This window comes from Blastococcus sp. SYSU DS0828 (assembly GCF_054050975.1).
The window spans coordinates 32,003-49,486 of record NZ_JBJHAK010000022.1; the positions used below are offsets into that span (position 1 = coordinate 32,003).

The window sequence follows — 17,484 nt, forward strand, 5'->3', positions numbered from 1 at the left end:
CGATGCGGAACGGAACGACGGGCCCCGGCCACCACGACGACGCCGGCGGCGCGCTCCGGGTCCTGAGCGTCGGCCCGACCGGCGGGCAGCCCGGCGGCATGGCCTCGGTCGTCGCCGAGCTGGAGACCCAGAACCGGCTCAGCGCCACCCCCGTGCAGCTGCGGGTCGTGGACTCCGGCGGGATCGGCCCCGTCCCGCACCGGGCCGTGGCGTTCGCCCGCAGCCTGCTGACGGCCGGCACGGCGCGCGCCGACGTCGTCCACCTGCACGTGGCGAGCCGCGGCAGCACCTGGCGCAAGCTGGCGATCGCCCGGGCCTGCGCGGTGCGCGGCCTGCCCTACGGCATCCACCTGCACGGCGCCGGGTACCGGGACTTCCTCGCGACGCTCTCGCCGGCCGCGAAGCGCCGGGTCGAGCGGTTCTTCCAGCGCGCGGCGTTCGTGGTGGTCCTGGGCAAGCCGTGGGCCCGGCTGGTCTGCGAGGAGCTGGGCGTCCCCGCCGCGCGGGTGCACGTCGTGCACAACGGCGTCGCGGACGGCGCACCGCCGGTCGTGCCGTGGCCCGCCGGTCGCACCAAGCGGGTGCTCCTGCTCGGCCGGATGGACGAGGGCAAGGGCGTGCCCGAGCTGCTGCGCGCGTTCGAGCGGCTCGACGACGTCCCCGACGCGGAGCTGGTGCTCGCCGGTCCCCCGGCCGAGCCCCGCGTCGTCGCACTGGTGGAGGAGGCGGTCCGGGCCCGCCCCGGCCGCATCACCTACGCGGGGTCACTCCCCCGCGCGCAGGCGCAGGAGCTCCTGCGAGACGCCTACCTGCTGGCCCTGCCGAGCCACGCCGAGGGCCTGCCGATGGTGGTCATCGAGGCCATGAGCCGGGGCATCCCGGCCGTCACGACCCCGGTCGGTGCCATGGCCGAGCTGGTCACCTCGGGCGCCAACGGCTACCTCGTCCCGCCCGGCGACGTCGACGCCCTGACCGAGCACCTGCGGCTCCTCCTGGGTGGCGAGGAGCTGCGCGACGCGATGGCGCAGGCGGCCTACGCGACGTGGCAGGCGGGATTCGACGCCCGCTCCATGTACGCCGACATCCGCGCCTTGTGGCAGGCGGCCGCCGGCTGACCCGGGGCCGCCCGGCCGGGCGTCAGTAGGCGCCGCGGCCGCGGAGGACGGCCCCGAGGGTCTTCCACAGGATCATCATGTCGAAGCTCAGCGACCAGTTCTCCACGTAGCGCACGTCGATGCGCACGGAGTCGTCCCAGGAGAGGTCCGAGCGGCCGCTGATCTGCCACAGCCCGGTGATGCCCGGCTTGACCAGGAAGCGGCGGCGCATGTCGAAGCCGTAGCGCTCGGTCTCGCTGGGCAGCGGCGGGCGCGGGCCGACCAGGCTCATGTCGCCGCGCAGCACGTTGATCAGCTGCGGCAGCTCGTCGAGGGAGTACCGGCGCAGCACCCGCCCGACCCGCGTCACGCGCGGGTCGGCCTTCCGCTTGTAGAGGACGCCGTTGCCGTCGTTGTCGGACTCGAGCACCTCGACCATCCGGTCGGCGCCCTGCACCATGCTGCGGAACTTGAGCATGGAGAACGTCTGCCCGTCGCGGCCGACGCGGGTCTGCTTGAAGAACACCGGGCCGCGGCTGGTCGTCTTCAGGGCCAGCGCGATGACGAGAAACAGCGGGAGCGTCAGGAGCAGCGCGACGGCGGCGAGGGAGGTGTCGACCACCGTCTTGGCCAGCCGGCGCACCCCGCGGAGCTCGGGCCGCTCGACGTGCAGCAGCGGGAGCCCGCACACGGGGCGGATGGCCACCCGCGGCCCGACGACCTCGGTGACGGCCGGGGCGAGCAGCAGCTCGGCCTCGGTCTTCTCCAGCTCCCAGCCGAGCCGGCGCAGCGACGAGCCGTCCAGCTCCGGGCTGGGCATGACGGCGACGGTGTCGACCTCGTACCGCTTCACCACGTCGAGCACCTCGTCGAGGCCGCCGAGGACGGGCAGGCCGTCGAAGTCGGTGGGCACGTCGGCCGCCTTGCCGTCGGGCAGGCAGCACCCGATGACCTGGTAGCCGTGGTAGGCGGCGCGGTCGAGCTCGGCGTGCAGCGAGGCCACGGCGTTGCGGTGCCCGACGATGACGGTGGTCTGCTGGAACGCCCCACCGGTGCGGGCCCGGTGCAGCGCCTGCCGGCGCACGTAGCGGTGCAGCAGGGTGAGCACCGTGGCCAGCGGGAGGGCGACGACGACGAAGCCGCGGGCGACGCGCAGGTCCATCCCCCAGGAGACCACGGCCACGACGGCCAGCAGGACCGCGGCGGAGTGCAGGACCCGGCGGAACTCCTCGGCGCCGACCCAGAGGAAGCGCTCCTCGTAGCTGCGGCCGACGTGCATGGCGGCCAGCCACAGGAAGGGCATGAGCAGGGCGGCCCACAGCGAGTACTGGGCCGCGCCGTCGACCTCGGTGCCGAACCGGACGAAGTAGCCGATCGTGGCCGCGAGCACGGCGCAGACCGCATCCCCGAGGACGATGCTGCGGACGTAGGCCGAGCGCCACGCCCGTCGGGCCTCGGTGCCTTCGCCGCGCAGGCGGCGGAGGCCGTAGAAGCGGGTCCGCACCTTCGCGGGCAGCACCTCACGAGTCGTCTGTTCGTGAGCAACCTGCATCGAGATACCGAGCCCCCTGGGTGCGTCTGGTCGTCGTGGTGGCGAACCCGCCAACACACCGCCTCGCTCACCTGTACGGAGAGTGAGCACGCATGGGCAGCCGGGCGCCATTGCACCGGCCGGTCGAGCCGCCGGACACGACGTTAACGGCTCAGGGCCGAAATGTCTCGGCCACGACATAACAGTACGTAACGGAGATCCTTCGTTACAATCAGTCAGCGACCCCGGTCACAGCCGCGCCCCGGGGGGCGGCGACCGCGCTCAGCTCCGGCTCGGGAAGTCCGACCGCTCGACACGGGCGGGCTCAGCACCGGCGGGCTCGGCCGTCGGCGGGATCTCGATCCGGGTCGCCCCCGCCGGCTCGGTCCGTCCGTCGCCCCCCGGCATGACGCCCGACGCCGCAGGGGGCTCCTGCTCGGCGACGACGGGCCCGGGCTTCGGCTCGTCGGACTCCGTGGGGCCCTCCCCCGCGTAGCCGTACGCGTGCGGCAGCGCCGACGCCGGGGCGAGGTTGAGGATGACCCCCAGCATCCGTGCGCCGACCCGGTCGAGGAGCGCCGCGGCCCGCTCCACCTCGTCCCGCCGGGTCTTGCCCTGGCGGACCGAGAGGAGCACGCCGTCCATGGCCGCCGCGACGGCGCTGCCGTCGGCGACCGGCAGCAGCGGCGGGGTGTCGAAGACGACGAAGTCGTGGGTGGCCCGCAGCCGGTCGACCACGTTGCGCAGCTGGCTGGAGGCCAGCAGCTCGCTGGGATTGGGCGGGATGGAGCCGGCGCCGAGGACGGACATCCGGCCGTTGCCGTAGGGCTGGAGGACGTCGTCGAGGTCGGCGGTACCGGCCAGGACGCTGGTCAGCCCGGCGCCGTCGACCAGCCCGAGGTACTTGACCACGCGGGGGTGCCGCAGGTCGGACTCGACCAGCGCCACCCGGTGGCCGCCCTCGGCCAGGGTGACGGCCAGGTTGATGGCGAGGGTGGTCTTCCCCTCCGCGGCGGCCGCGCTCGACACCATGATCACGCGCGGCGGCTCGTCGACGTCGAGGAACTGCAGGTTGGTGCGCAGCTGCCGGAACGCCTCGGCGTTGCCCGACCGGCTGTGCCGCTCGAGCACGTGCTGGGAGGCGAGGTGGGGATCGCGGGCGATGGTCCCGATCACCGGGGCGCCGGCCGCCGCGGCGGCGACCGTCCCGTCGCGCACGGAGCGGTCCATCCGCACCCGTGCGTAGGCCAGCGCCAGGCCGACCAGCAGGCCGACCAGCACGCCGACGGCGGTGTTGGCGACGAGGTTCGGGGAGGCGGGCTCCTGCGCGACCTCGGGCGTGTCGAGGACGGTCACCTTCACCGGGATGCTCGTCACCGGCTCGACCTCGGGATCGGTCGGCGTCGTGGTGGTCGCCTCGACCTCCTCCACCAGGTCGGTGAACTCGGCGGCGACGGCGGCCGCCAGGTCGCGCGCCCGCTCGGCCGAGGTGTCGGTGACCACGATGTCGAGGACGGTCGTGTCGGGCACGACCGAGGCCTCGATCTTCCCCTGCACGGCCGGCGCGGCCAGGTCCAGGTCGAGCCGGTCGACGACGCCGTTGGCCAGCCGCTCGCTGGTGAGGAGCTGGACGTACGAGGCCACCCGGTTCTGGGAGAACTGGCTGCCCTGGAAGGCGGCGGTGGTGGTGGTCGCGTCCGTCGAGGTCACCCACAGCTGGGTCCCCGACGTGTAGGTCGGCGTCATCGCCAGGGCGGTACCGGCCCCGACCGCGCCGCCCACCAGCACCCCGATCACGGGCAGGAACCACCCGGCGCGGAAGGCCGCGATGGTGTCTCTGAGTTCCACTACTTCCTCGTCTCCGGTGATCGACGCTCACGGGCGTGAGCTCCAGGCGGTCGCGGACGTCGCGCGGGCCCGCACATTCCCGGTTCTGCCGACTCAAGCAGTTGCTGGGCCGTCCAGGCTAGATATCGTGCGGGGGATCCGGGGGGAGGGTTCACCCGGACGGGCCATGGCCGACGCACTTGCGCCAGTGTTCGACGAACTTGCGCCGCACGACGTCGTTCGAGTGCCGGGCCCGCACGCGCTCCCAGGCGCGGCGCCCCAGCGACAGGGCGAGCTCCGGGGAATCGGCCATCCGGCGCAGCGCCGCGCCGAGCGCCTCGGAGTCGGCCGGGGGCACGACCATCCCCGTGTCGTCGACCACCTCGGCGATCTGGCCGACGTCGCTGGCGATGACCGGCGTCGCCAGGCTCATCGACTCGAGGATGATCATCGGCATGGCCTCCGCCCGGCTGGGCAGCACGAGCGCGAGCGCCGTCCGCAGCCGGGCGCGCACCTGCTCCGGCGCGACGGGCCCTTCGAACACCACTCCGTCGGGGAGCGGGGCGGGCAGCCGGAACTGGGGCGCGAGGTCGCCGAAGAGGATCAGCTGCTGGCCGTCCAGCCGCGCCTCCGACCACGCGTCGAGGAGGACGTCGGCGCCCTTGCGCTGCCCGACCTCGCCGGCGAAGACGAACCCCGAGCGGCCGTCGGCGACCGGGCTCTCCTCGATGGGCACGGAGTTGGCCACCCGGACGGCGTCGATGCCGAGGGAGCGCACGACCTCGGCCGCCGGATCGGTGAGCACGAACACCATCGCGGGCCAGCGCAGCACCAGCCGGGCCAGCCGGCGGTTGCCCTCGGCGAACGCGACGAACTGCGAGCCGTGCACCAGTGCGGTGCAGCAGATCCCGCGCCGGCGGGCGATGCCGAGCAGCAGCCCCTCGCGGAGGAAGGAGCCGTGCTGGGTCAGGTGGAAGTGCCAGACGTCGGTGGGCTCCGCCCGGCTGAGCAGGACCTTCAACGCCGTCCGGGCGAACGTGGCGATGGTCCGCCGCCGGTCGCCGTGCCAGTAGGAGGGCCACTCGCGCACGACGAGGTCGTCCCCGCTCCAGGTGTTCATCGTGCGCACCACGGAGGAGACACCGCCGCGCCCCTGCGACGCGTTGCCGATCTGCGTGATGCGCAGCGCGGGCCGCGGGGGGCGGCTCACGCCGACATGTCCCCGGCTCGGCGGATCACCACGCCGGAGGGGTCGAGGTCCGCGGCGGTCAGCTCCCCGGGCGCCCGCAGCAGGACCAGCCCGCGCCCGGCGAGCTCACGGGCCACCTGCAGCTGGTGGTCGTCGACGTGCTCGCCGCGCTCGGCCAGCCGCGGGACGACGACGGGCCGGACACCGAGCTCGAGGGCGCGCATCAGGGTGCCCACGCCGGCGTGGGTGACGAAGACGTCGCTCTTGGCCACCAGGCGGTCGAAGTCCTCGGCGCGCATCTCCTGGTTCACGTCCCCCGGCAGGTCGTCGCGCGTCGTGGCGCCCAGCTGCCAGGTGACGGTGTCGCCGGGCCGCACCCCGTCCCGCACCGCGTCGACCAGCGCGTCGAAGCGGAACGGCTTGATGGTGCCGAGGCTGACGAAGACGCGGCGTCCCCCGCCGCTCGGGGCGGGGCCGTCGGGAGCGGGGACGGCGGTGTAGTCGTCGAGGAGCGAGGGGCCCAGCTGCCAGCCGGGGCGGTCGGCCCACGTGGCGTGCTGGCAGTAGCGCTGGACCCGTGGCAGCCGCTCGAGGATGCGGCCGGTGGCCGAGGGCCCGTCGAAGCGGGACACGCTCTCGATGTAGACGAACGGGAGGCGCCGCAGCTGCGCGATCGCGTAGGCGGAGAGACCGACCGCGGCACCGGTGCTCAGGACGACGTCGAAGGGCTCCCGGCGGGTCTCCCGGTGCAGCCGGACGGCGGCGCGGACCGCCGGTGCCAGGCCTCGCGGAGGCACGTAGTCGAGAGCGACCACGCGACGCCCGCCGAGCAGCGACCGGCTCTGCTCGGACTCGAACGTGGCGAAGACCGAGTCCGGCCGGAGGGCGAAGCGCTCGGCCCACCGGACGATCTGCGCGAGGTGACCACCGGTCGAGGCGACCAGGAGGGCGCGCTTGCCGCTGAGCGCCGCGGACAGCTCCACCCTCTCACCTGCCGGTTCGGTTCGATCCCGTCGTGGTGGCACTCCCGCAGCGTAATGGGGCGCGGGGACGGAGCCTTTCCCGCGCGCGCCGATTCGCCGGTTGGGGTGGCTGCCGGCAGCGGACGGGGACGGGCTAGGTGACGTTCGCCACGTCCGCGCGCGCCGGTTCCGCACGCCGCCGGTCCGGATGCGCTCCGCCCGGCCGCTCGCCGGCGGCCCCGTCCTCCTCGGCGGACCGTGCACCGAACGATCCCAGCAGGCCGATCAGGACGAACAGGGGGATGTAGGAGGGCGGGGAGACGAACACCGGGTTGCCGGTGGACTCCAGCAGGTACTGGACCAGCCAGGCGATGCCGGTCAGCCCGAGGAACCGCGCCACCGGCTCGGCGTCGCGCGACAGCCGGCTCGCGGTCCGCCACACGGCGACGAGCGCGGCGAGGAACGCCAGCATGCCGAGGAACCCGGACTCCCCCAGCACCGCCGGCCACATGGTGTCGGTGAGGAACATCGCGTTGCCGGTGCGCTCGGAGAGCCCCCAGACGTACTGGTAGCCGCGCTCGAGGTAGAGCGGGCTGTAGAACTCCGAGGCCGTGTCCGAGCCGAACCGGCCGAAGCCGGCGCCCAGCGGGAAGTAGTCCTGGGCGACGAAGAAGGAGTCGCGGGTCATCAGCGTGCGCGCCGCGGTGCCCTCGGACTGGTCCACGTAGGTGGCGACGATGCCCTGCAGCGCGTTCAGCAGCGTCGACCAGAAGACGATGACGATGCCGGCGACGACGGTGAGCGCCGCCGGGAAGACGCCGGCGCGGCCGGCCCGGGAGCTCAGCCACAGGAAGCTGCCCATCATCCCCAGCCAGGTCTTGCGCCGGAAGGAGAGGACGGCGACCAGGGCCATGCCGGCCGACAGCAGCCAGGTGAAGCGGGTCGCGCCCATGCTGGTGTTCCAGGCGACGACCCCGAGGAACCCCAGGGCGGCCATGATGCCGAGCGTGCCCGGCTCGACGAACGGCCCGATCAGCGACGGGATGGCCGCGCGGTAGCTGAGCTGGTCGATGTTGCCGACCGTGCTCTGCCAGGTCTGCGGGATGGCGAGGTTGACCAGGCAGCAGGCGATGATGACCAGCAGGACGGCGACGCCGCCCTTGGCCAGGCGGCGCACGTCCGCGCTGGACCAGCGCAGCTGCGCCACGGCCAGCGCGAGCAGGATGCCCTTGCCGGCCAGCGCCGCGCCCGAGGCCAGGACGACGAGCGGCACGTTCGCGACCAGCCCGCTGACCACCCCCAGTACCCCGTAGAGGGCGAACCAGCCCAGCCCCGGGAAGGTCCGGAGCGGCTCGCCGCGGAGCAGCCGGGGCCCGACGCAGACGAGCAGCGTGGCCCCGATCGCCGCCTCGTCGAGGTAGTCCACCTGGGCGATGCCGCTCACCTGGGCGGCCGACTTGTTGAACAGGCTGATCAGGACGGCGGCCGCGACGAAGCGCTTGGGGTGCTGACAGCCCCACACGAGCACCGGGACGCCGACCACCAGCAGGAGCACCGGGACCGGCTGGTAGGACGCCGCCACGGTGAGCCCGACGACGGCGAGCACGCAGACGAGCAGCGAGCGGGGCACGGTCCTGGTCAGCGCGTCACCCACCCCGACCCCTTCCACGCCACGGGCCGCTCGCTCCGGGCGATACGGTCCCCGCTGGTCCGACGCGAGCGTTCCACGCGTACCGGTGCTCCGACAATGCCACGCCGCCGCGACCCCCCGGCCGGGCGACGCCTGGGTATGGCTGCCGTCACACGGCCGCGGGGCCACCGCCACCTGCACGGTGGATTCTGCCCCTCCCCGTCGCCGTCCGGCTGGCGTTCCGGGTGGTGCGTGGTCGAACATGGCGGAGGCCTGCAACGGACGGACGGGGAACGCCGGGGCCAGACCTGCCCGACCACTCCCCCCACTCGGACTACAGGAGCACTGCGTGAAGATCTCGGTCATCGGCTGCGGATACCTGGGCGCGGTGCACGCCGCCTCGATGGCCGAGCTGGGTCACGACGTCGTCGGCATCGACGTGGACCAGGCGAAGATCGACTCGCTGGCCAAGGCCCAGGCGCCCTTCTTCGAGCCGGGCTTCGAGGAGCTGCTCGAGCGCACCCTGGCCACCGGGCGGCTGCGCTTCACCACCGACATGGCCGATGCGGCCGGCTCCGCCGTCCACTTCGTCTGCGTCGGCACCCCGCAGAAGCGCGGCGAGTACGCCGCCGACATGCGCTACGTGCAGGGCGCCGTCGAGTCGCTGCTCGAGGTCCTCTCCCCCGGCGAGCTCGTCGTCGGCAAGTCCACCGTGCCGGTGGGGACGGCGGCCCGGCTGGCCGAGCTGATCGACGAGAAGGTGCCCGGCGCCCTGCTGGCGTGGAACCCCGAGTTCCTGCGCGAGGGCTTCGCCGTCCAGGACACGCTGCACCCCGACCGGCTGGTCTACGGCCTGCCGGTCGGGCCCGACGCCGAGACGGCCCGGAAGCTGCTGGACGAGGTGTACGCGACGATCGTCGCGCGGGGCACGCCCAAGGTGGAGAGCGACTACGCCACCGCCGAGATGGTGAAGACCGCCGCCAACTCGTTCCTGGCCACCAAGATCTCCTTCATCAACGCCATGGCCGAGCTGTGCGAGGCGACCGGCGCCGACGTGAAGTTGCTCGCCGACGCGATCGGCTACGACGACCGGATCGGCCGCAAGTTCCTCAACGCCGGCCTCGGCTTCGGCGGCGGCTGCCTGCCCAAGGACATCCGCGCCTTCATGGCCCGCGCCGGGGAGCTGGGCGCCGACCAGGCGCTGACGTTCCTGCGCGAGGTCGACAACATCAACATGCGGCGGCGCATCCGCATGGTGGAGCTGGCCCGCGATGTGCTCGACGGTTCGCTGCTGGGCAAGAAGGTCGCCGTCCTGGGTGCGGCGTTCAAGCCCGACAGCGACGACATCCGCGACTCCCCGGCGCTGAACGTCGCCGCCCAGCTACAGCTGCAGGGCGCCGTCGTCCGGGTGACCGACCCGGCCGCCATCGAGAACAGCCGCCGGCAGTGGCCGCAGCTGGACTACGCGGCCACGCCGGAGGAGGCGGCCGAGGGCGCCGACGCCGTGCTGGTGCTCACCGAGTGGAAGCAGTACCGCGAGCTGGACCCGGTGGCGTTCGGCCGGGTGGTGTCGCAGAAGCGGGTGCTCGACGGCCGCAACGCGCTGAGCCGCAGCGAGTGGACCGCCGCGGGCTGGACCTACCGGGCGCTCGGCCGCCGCGCCGGCTGACCCCCTGATCCGCCGATCTCGTCTGCCGTGCCGCTGACCCTCCGCGCCGCCCGATGGTGATCCGACGGCTGGGCCGCGCCCTGCGCGGGGGGAAGCTGGTCAGCCGGGGGCTCACCGTCGCCGACCAGGCGATCTCCAGCGCCAGCAACATGCTGCTGTCGGTGGCGATCGCCTCCGGCGTGAGCGCGAGCGTCTTCGGCGAGTTCGCGATCATCTACAGCATCTACTGGCTGCTGCTGGGCGGAACCCGCGCCGCGGTCCTCGACCCGCTGCTCATCACCCAGCGGAACGTGCTCAAGGGCGCGCCGGTGCACCTGGTCGCCGTGGCGTCGGCGGCGGCGGTCGGGGCCATCGGCATCCCGGTCGGCCTGCTCCTGCTGGCCACCCCCCTGGACGTCGCCTGGGTGGTGTTCTTCCTGGGGCTGCCCGCCCTGCTGGTGCAGGACGCGCTCCGCTACGTCGGCTTCTTCGAGCAGCGGCCGGGCCGGGCGGTGCTGCTGGACGGCGTCTGGCTGGTCGTGATGATCGTCGCCACCGTGCTGGCCCTGACCGACGTCATCTCGGGCACCGCCGTCGTCCTGGGCCTGTGGATCCTCGGCGCGCTGCTGGCCGACGTGATCGGCCTGGTCGCCTTCCGGCTGCGCCGCGAGCCCCTGCACCTGCGGGCGCGGCTACGGGCGATGTGGCCGGTGTCCGGCCCGCTGCTCGGCGACTTCGCGCTCTCCTCGGGCTCCGGCCAGCTGACGATCTTCGTGCTGCCGCTGGTGGCGAGCACCGCGCTGCTCGGCTCGCTGAAGGCCGCGCAGGTGGCCAACGGCCCGCTCAACATCACCGTGGCCGCCGCGAGCGTCATCTGCCTGCCGATGGTGGCGAGCGCGGTGGAGTCCGACCGGAACCGGGCGTTGCGCATCGGCCGGTTCGCCTCGCTGGCGCTGGCCGGTGTCGCCGTGGTGTACGGCACGGTGCTCGTGCTGCTGCCGCAGGGCGTCGGGCAGGCGCTGTTCGGCGAGTCGTGGGGCTCGGGCTGGCTGGTGGCCGCGGTGAGCGTGCAGATGGTGCTGTTCGGCATCACGCACGGAGCGCTGCTGGCGATGCGCGGTTCGCGCAACACCGGGGCCGCACTGAAGGTGCGGATCGCGGTGGCGCCGATCGCGGTGCTCCTGCCCGTCGCGCTGACCGCCGTCTGGGGCCGCACGGGCCTGATGGCGGGGCTGGTGATCGCCGCCGCGACGATGTCGCTGGTGAGCTGGCTGGTCGCCGTCCGGGTCGTGCCGAGGACCCCGCCGCCGGAGGAGGGCACGGCCGGCGACGAGGCCGTCGAGGTCCTGGAGGACGCCCCGACCGGCAAGAACCCGCTGGGCTCGCCGGCGTCCACGGCGCAGTAGCCGTCAGTCGGCCGCCGCGTCGAGCGCGACGCTCTTCCGCGACTCGCCCCAGCGGGCGTCGGAGAAGTAGAGGGTGTGCTCGCGCCGGGTGTTGCTCGCCGCGTAGATGCCCTGCTTGAAGTAGACGCTCTGCCCCTCGAACAGGGTCGCCGCGACGGCGTTGACCAGCCGCTCGTCGTTGATCCACACCTGCACGCCGCCCTTCTCCGGGTCGGTGGACCACTCGATGCGGACGGTGTGGTCCAGCCACTCGCCCCGCTCCAGCGGGCCGAGGTCGTAGGTGGCGACGTACTGCGCGGACTCGCGGCCCTGCAGCCCGCCACGCACGGAGAGCCGGATCTCGGGCTGCGGCCCCGGGGTGACCCAGAGGTCGACGTTGGGCGACCCCTCGTTCGCGGTCTGGTGCCACTGGGTGTAGATCAGGAACTCGCCGCCGCCGTCCCACAGGAAGTCCTCGGGGAAGTACGTCGACCACGAGTACCACTGCACGTCGCCCTCGCGGGGGGCGCCGGCCTCCTCGATGGTCGAGCGCACCTCCCCGCGGATGGTGGTGTCGACGCCGAAGGTGAAGTCGCCCGGGCGGGCGGAGAAGGCGGCGGAGTACTCGTACCCGGGGCGGACCGGCTCGTCGACGACCCGCACCTGCTCGGGCCGGGCAGCCTGCACCTCGCTCCAGTCGGAGAAGTCGCCGTCGGCGTAGCTCCACACCTGCTCGGGCTCCGCCGGCTGGTCCGACGACGTCGATCCCGAGGTGGCGGAGGACCTCGACCGGGAGGTGGTGAACCGGTCCCCCGTCGTCGAGACCGGATCGAGCTCGGCCCGCGGGATGGCGGTGCTCTCGATCGGGGTCGACGTCGGCTGCGCGGTGGCGTGCGGGGATTCCTCCTGGCCGTCGTCGGAGTCGCCCGAGCCGCAGGCACTCAGGACCAGCGACGCCGCCACCGCCAGGGCGAGCGGGAGCCGTCGTCGTCCTCGAGTCACTGCGGTTCCCTCTTGGTCCTGGTATCAGCGCGGTGGGCGACGCAGCGCCCCGGACGACGGCCTGCTCCCCCCGGCACGAGCCCGCACCGGGCAGCCCTGGGCGGGCCGCCCGAGGTTACTCATCGCAGGCTCGTGACCGCAGGGTCACCGCCACGCAGGTGGAAACGAGGTGTTCATGCCCCGTGTTCCCCGATGCGCAGCGGGGACGCCGAGCAGCCCTTATTGTCGGTAGCGATGATCTTCCCCGGGCGTGTCGTGGACGAGCAGCCCGAGGTGCCCGGCGCACCTCGGGTGGGTTAGCGGTGTCGGCACCACGCCCCGGCACGACATCGCGCAGCGCCGCCACGCGGCCGGCGGGCCAGGGGGCGGGTGAGCGGCAGTCGCGCCGCGCGGCGGCGCTGCCGGCGCGTCCGCGGGCGTCGTCGTCCGGCCCGACCCCGGCGAAGCCGACCGCGCGGCTGGACTCGCTGACCGGCCTGCGGTTCGTCGCGGCGCTGCTGGTCTTCGGCTCGCACCTGATCGCGACGTTCGAGTTCACGCCGGTGGCCGACACGGTCTACCCGTACCTGGAGCCGGGCGCGGCCGGGGTGAGCTTCTTCTTCATCCTCAGCGGGTTCGTGCTCACCTGGACCCACCGCCCCGGCGACCGGGCCGGCCCGTTCTACCGCCGGCGGTTCGCCCGGATCGCGCCTGCGTACTGGGTGGCGGTGATCGCGTTCATCCCGCTGAACGCACTGGCCCGCCCGGAGGAGACCGGGACGCTGCTGCTGCACATGGCGCCGCAGTTCCTCGGCCTGCACGCGTGGATCCCCGACTCCGACTACTACTGGGCCGGGAACGGCGTCACGTGGTCGATCTCCTGCGAGATGTTCTTCTACGCGCTGTTCCCGCTGCTGATCGTGCAGGCGATGCGCCTGTCGCAGCGGGCGCGGTGGTGGGTCGCCGGGGTGCTCTGCGTGCTGGTGATCGTGCCCCCGATCGTGCTGGCGCCGCTCACCCACGGCGAGACGGTGGCCGACTGGGCGATCTTCATCTTCCCGGTGCAGCGGCTGTGGGAGTTCTGCCTCGGCATCCTGATCGCGCTGTGGATCAAGGAGGGCGCCCGCGTCCGCCGCATCGGGCTCGGCGGCTCGCTCGCGCTGGTCGCCGTCGCCTACGTCGTCGCGGCGTTCGCGCCCGCCTACCTGATCTGGGTGGCGATCCCGTTCATCCCGTTCGCGCTCACCATCGCGACGGCCGCGCAGGCCGACCTCGACGGGCGCCGGTCGGTGTTCCGCCACCCGGTGCTGGTGAAGCTCGGCGAGTGGTCGTTCGCCTTCTACCTCACCCACCAGCTGGTGATCCGGGCGGTGGACTACGTGCTCGAGCCCACCACCGTGCCGGGCGCCCTCGGCGCCTCGGTGCTGGCCCTGGTCGGATCCATCGCCAGCGCCTACGTGCTGTTCACTGTTGTCGAGAAGCCGCTGGAGCGGCGGCTGCGCGGGGGGTCGCTACCGGTGAGCACCGGCGGCGGCGGTCACGTCCAGAAGCGGTAGCGCGACACACAGGCGCTGGCCGCCCCCCGCCCGGCACATTCACCGGATCCGGGGGATGCTGACGATGCGCAGCTGTGATCCGCCCGGCCGGTATGCAGGCGTACCGTCGGGGTAGGTGATCACGGTCACGAAGCAGGGTAGTTTCCCGCGTATCCGGCGACGAGCCGGCGACACCAAGGAAGAGCCCATGAGCTGGGTGCTGATCCTCATCACACTGTGGGTGGCGGCCGGCATCGCCGTGGCCCTGGTGATCGGGCGCGGGATCCGCCTGGCCGACGACGAGGACGCCGCAGCCACGACCCTGCATGCCGGCCCGGACGACGAGCCGGCCGCCGACGAGGCGTGGCCGCTCCCGGGCGCGGCCGCGGCAGAGGGGGCTTCACGCAGGCCGCGCCCATCCGGGCACCCGGCCATCGGGCACTGCATCCCCGCCCCCGAGCGCGCGCCGACCGATCGCGAGCGCGGCCTGGCCTGAGCCTCACCCCCGCGAGGCAGGGCCAACCCCGCCCTCTCCTACGTCGCCGTACCCTCGGCCGGGTTCGACGGCGACGGGGGGCAGGCGATGCAGAGCGGCGACAGCGGCGTGCGCGACAGCGGGCGTACGGGTGACACCTCCCCCATCCCCCTCGTGGCCGACGGCGACCACGCGGACGAGATGGCAGAGGGACGCCCCCGTCACCGCGGGCTGCGGCGGGTGCTGATCGGCCTCGGAATCCTGGCACTCGCGCTGGTACTGCTCGTCGGCGGCGGCTTCTGGTTCCTCGCCGACCGCTGGGCCGGCAACATCGACCGCGTCTCCGACGTCTTCGCCGACATCGAGGAGGACGCACGCCCCGCGCCGGCTACCCCGCAACAGAGCGCCGGCGAGGAGCCGGTCACCTTCCTGCTGGTCGGTTCCGACACCCGCAGCGAGGGCGAGCAGGGCGTCGACCCCGGCGGCCGATCCGATGCGATCATGCTCGCCCGGCTTTCCGCCGACCGGCAGCACGCCCAGCTGATCTCCATCCCCCGCGACTCGTGGGTGGAGATCCCCGGCCACGGCATGAGCAAGATCAACGCGAGCTACGCGATCGGGGGCCCGCCGCTGCTTGTGCAGACCGTCGAGCAGCTCACCCAGGTGCGCATCGACCACTACGTCGCCATCGACTTCGAGGGCCTGATCCAGGTGACCGACGACCTCGGCGGCGTGGACGTGGTGGTCGCCGAGACCACACAGAACGGCCCGTACACCTTCACCGAGGGCGTCAACCACCTCGACGGCGACCAAGCCCGCTGGTACCTCGCGCAGCGCTACGGCCTGCCCGGTGGGGACTTCGACCGCGTGAAGCGGCAGCAGCAATACCTGCGGGCGATGTTCGACAAGCTGTTCAACTCCGAGACCTTCACCAGCCCGCCGAAGCTCGATGCGGCGATGCTCGCCATCACGAGCGCGGTGAGCGTCGACGACACCCTGAGCAACGCCGACCTGGTGAGCCTCGCCTATTCGATGCGCAACGTGACCCCCGGCGACATCGAGTTCTTCACCGCGCCGGTGATGGGCCTCGGCATGGAGGGGCAGGCGAGCGTCGTCTACCTCGACGACGTGGCCGCGAGCCGCATGTGGGAGTACCTGCGCAGTGACTCCCTCGGCCAGAACGCCGACGAGTTCGCCGACGAAGCCCTGCCCGACGTACCGCGCTGACGGCGGCTGTTGCCACGGAGCAACAGGCTGTGCGCGGAGCCCGACACGCCTTGACCCCGAAGACCACTCGCCGGCCGGCCCGCACAGAATTCGCTGCGCGCTCGCCTGCGCGCGCGTCGCAAGCACCAGGACGGGCGCCTGACCCAGCCCTTGGACCGAGAACGACCCAGCCCCTCGGCCAAGCCGAGGGGCTGACTCGCAGGTGCAGACGCACGGGCCGATGATCGCTCACCGCCCGGGCGGCCGCCGCGACAGCGGGGGCGTCAGTAGGCCCGGGAGCCCCGCACGACGGCGCCGAAGCACTCCCACCCGGTGATCGGCACGGCGTTCGCTCACACCGTGATCGATGACCACCGCCGAGGCGCCTACCCCGAGATCCACGACGACGACACCACTACCACCGCCATCGGCGTGCTGCGCAACGCGGTCGCCTGGTTCGCCGATCGAGGCATCACCGTCGAGCGCGTCCTTTCCGACAACGGCTCGGATCACCGCTCCCACGCCTGGCGGGACACCTGCCTCGAGCTGCCATCAAGCCCAGCCACGCCGGCCCCTACCGCCCGCAGACGAACGGCAAGATCGAAGGCATCCACCGCACGATGGCCGACGGCCAGGCCTACCGACGCCCCTTCGCGAGCGAATCAGCATGCCGCAAAGCACTTTCCGCCTGGCTGCACGAGTACAACCATCACCGACCCCACACCGCGACCGGGCGTCGCCCACCCATCACCCGCTTGACCAACCTGTCCGGTCAGTACACCTAGCGGCGACCGGACATCTGGCGGCCGGCTCCCAAACGATCACGCGTTTGCCGCCGGACGGCAGCAGATCAACGTTCCGGGCGACGGCCGGGTGCGTGGCGCACTACGCCCTGCCGCGCCTCACGGTCGCCCGTAGTCGTGCGGCAGTGCCTGAAGTCGATCCCAGGGAAAACCGTGCATCACCCGATAGTCGGGGACGCCATCCAGTAACGGCGCCCATGGATCCTCGCCCGTCGCCGCCTGAACGGAAGCGCCACTCTCCGCAATCAGCGCAACAGCGCCCGCGGTGTCGACGACAATAAAGCCGTACCGCTGCGCGGCACTCGCCACCATGGCAGCCACAGGATGCAGATTCAGCGCTGAGACATCGATCGTTGGATCAAGACGCAGTCGAGTACCTTCGGGGACTGCATGAGGATGAGTGTCCCAACCGTCGCTCCGCTGCGCGGGCCAGCTCAGCCTCGTCGCGATTGCAGGATTGGGAATGGCAAGAGACAAGGCATGCTCGATGCGCCCACTCTGGACGTCGGCAAGCCTCACCATACCGCCCGAGCTAGAAAGCCCAGTCGCCGTCGCGCCGAAGTGCCCGTCGAAAAACCCGGGGCTACGGGACACTCGATCGATCCGCCCTCCCCAGCATGCACCCCATCCGCCCTCATCGTGGACCGCGCCCCAAAATTCCCACAACTGATCCGTAGACGGTGAGTAGATCGACAACGCCTTGTCCGTACCTGGTGAAGGAACAGCACCAGCAGGAATAGGCACATCCTGGAAGTGGCCTCCAGGGTTTACGAGTCCATCTGGCGTGTAGCCTTTACCTTGACAGTCAACGAAGGCGACGTCCGTAGTGGATAACCCATCATCGGCGATGTAGTAACTGTTGTTGAAGTTGTAGACATTGAAAGCTGCTATGCCGTTATAGCGGTCACTTACAGTGCTCGCCAGGTGAGCCACGAGACTGTGACTTTGCGTCGAGATCGGCGCGTTTGATACGTCCTCACGCCAGACACTCGCAGGGCCGAAGGGGTACCGTCCCATAAGGCCGTTTGCGGCGGACACGTCGGCGACGTTGGGCGCACTTTCGGGCACCTGCTTCGCCAGCGTCGGCATGCTGCGCCAAGCCTCCCCGTCAGGGGCAGGAAGCGTCTCATCGACGAACGACTCGGGCACCCGCGCACCTTCCGGCGTCATGCCGCTGGGCTCCTCGGAGGTGTCCGGACGCGCCGGCGGCGAGGACCT

Annotated in this window: 13 protein-coding genes and 1 pseudogene; 7 read left to right on the plus strand and 7 right to left on the minus strand. The window is 72.3% G+C overall.

What is annotated here, in order from left to right; translation table 11 throughout:
* The first annotated feature begins 2 nt into the window (after positions 1-2).
* A complete protein-coding gene (locus tag ACI79Q_RS16175; RefSeq protein ID WP_456615014.1) occupies positions 3-1,115 on the plus strand; it encodes a glycosyltransferase family 4 protein in 1,113 nt (370 codons plus the stop codon).
* A gap of 22 nt (positions 1,116-1,137) precedes the next feature.
* Here ACI79Q_RS16175 and ACI79Q_RS16180 read toward each other — a convergent pair whose 3' ends face one another.
* The 5 genes from ACI79Q_RS16180 to ACI79Q_RS16200 all read right to left on the minus strand — a co-directional run bounded on the left by ACI79Q_RS16180 (position 1,138) and on the right by ACI79Q_RS16200 (position 8,257).
* On the minus strand, positions 1,138-2,613 hold the full coding sequence (locus tag ACI79Q_RS16180; protein WP_456615015.1) for a sugar transferase: 1,476 nt from the start codon (positions 2,611-2,613) through the stop codon (positions 1,138-1,140).
* 294 nt (positions 2,614-2,907) lie between these two features.
* Positions 2,908-4,473, minus strand: a complete 1,566-nt coding sequence (locus ACI79Q_RS16185) for a polysaccharide biosynthesis tyrosine autokinase (RefSeq protein ID WP_456613173.1) — start codon at positions 4,471-4,473, stop codon at positions 2,908-2,910.
* A 151-nt stretch (positions 4,474-4,624) separates the two neighbouring features.
* Positions 4,625-5,662, minus strand: a complete 1,038-nt coding sequence (locus ACI79Q_RS16190) for a glycosyltransferase family 4 protein (protein WP_456615016.1) — start codon at positions 5,660-5,662, stop codon at positions 4,625-4,627.
* On the minus strand, positions 5,659-6,624 hold the full coding sequence (locus ACI79Q_RS16195; RefSeq protein WP_456613175.1) for a glycosyltransferase: 966 nt from the start codon (positions 6,622-6,624) through the stop codon (positions 5,659-5,661). The genes ACI79Q_RS16190 and ACI79Q_RS16195 overlap by 4 nt, the downstream gene beginning before the upstream one ends.
* Positions 6,625-6,757: 133 nt before the next feature.
* On the minus strand, positions 6,758-8,257 hold the full coding sequence (locus ACI79Q_RS16200) for an O-antigen ligase family protein (RefSeq protein WP_456596992.1): 1,500 nt from the start codon (positions 8,255-8,257) through the stop codon (positions 6,758-6,760).
* A 325-nt stretch (positions 8,258-8,582) separates the two neighbouring features.
* Here ACI79Q_RS16200 and ACI79Q_RS16205 point away from each other — a divergent pair, with 325 nt between their 5' ends.
* Together ACI79Q_RS16205 and ACI79Q_RS16210 are read left to right on the plus strand one after the other, a co-directional pair.
* A complete protein-coding gene (locus ACI79Q_RS16205) occupies positions 8,583-9,902 on the plus strand; it encodes a UDP-glucose dehydrogenase family protein (protein WP_456615017.1) in 1,320 nt (439 codons plus the stop codon).
* Positions 9,903-9,955: 53 nt separating this feature from the next.
* Positions 9,956-11,287 carry a hypothetical protein gene (locus ACI79Q_RS16210; protein WP_456596990.1) on the plus strand — a complete coding sequence of 444 codons (1,332 nt, stop codon included), beginning with the start codon at positions 9,956-9,958 and terminating at the stop codon, positions 11,285-11,287.
* A 3-nt stretch (positions 11,288-11,290) separates the two neighbouring features.
* On the opposite strand, the gene ACI79Q_RS16215 is transcribed toward ACI79Q_RS16210, so the two are convergent.
* Positions 11,291-12,268, minus strand: a complete 978-nt coding sequence (locus ACI79Q_RS16215; RefSeq protein ID WP_456615018.1) for a heparin lyase I family protein — start codon at positions 12,266-12,268, stop codon at positions 11,291-11,293.
* Between the two features lie 302 nt (positions 12,269-12,570).
* Between ACI79Q_RS16215 and ACI79Q_RS16220 the strand changes: the two genes are divergently transcribed.
* From ACI79Q_RS16220 to ACI79Q_RS16235, 4 genes and pseudogenes are all read left to right on the plus strand, one after another.
* Positions 12,571-13,803 carry an acyltransferase family protein gene (locus ACI79Q_RS16220; protein ID WP_456613179.1) on the plus strand — a complete coding sequence of 411 codons (1,233 nt, stop codon included), beginning with the start codon at positions 12,571-12,573 and terminating at the stop codon, positions 13,801-13,803.
* A gap of 115 nt (positions 13,804-13,918) precedes the next feature.
* Positions 13,919-14,278, plus strand: a complete 360-nt coding sequence (locus ACI79Q_RS16225; RefSeq protein ID WP_456615019.1) for a hypothetical protein — start codon at positions 13,919-13,921, stop codon at positions 14,276-14,278.
* Between the two features lie 87 nt (positions 14,279-14,365).
* Positions 14,366-15,484: an LCP family protein gene (locus ACI79Q_RS16230; RefSeq protein ID WP_456615020.1), complete on the plus strand. Its 1,119-nt coding sequence runs from the start codon at positions 14,366-14,368 to the stop codon at positions 15,482-15,484.
* 247 nt (positions 15,485-15,731) lie between these two features.
* Positions 15,732-16,248 (plus strand): annotated as a pseudogene (locus ACI79Q_RS16235) (integrase core domain-containing protein); the annotation flags it as partial.
* 117 nt (positions 16,249-16,365) lie between these two features.
* On the opposite strand, the gene ACI79Q_RS16240 reads toward ACI79Q_RS16235, so the two are convergent.
* Complete coding sequence (locus ACI79Q_RS16240; protein ID WP_456615021.1) at positions 16,366-17,415, minus strand: hypothetical protein; 1,050 nt, start codon at positions 17,413-17,415, stop codon at positions 16,366-16,368.
* Positions 17,416-17,484 lie beyond the last annotated feature (69 nt).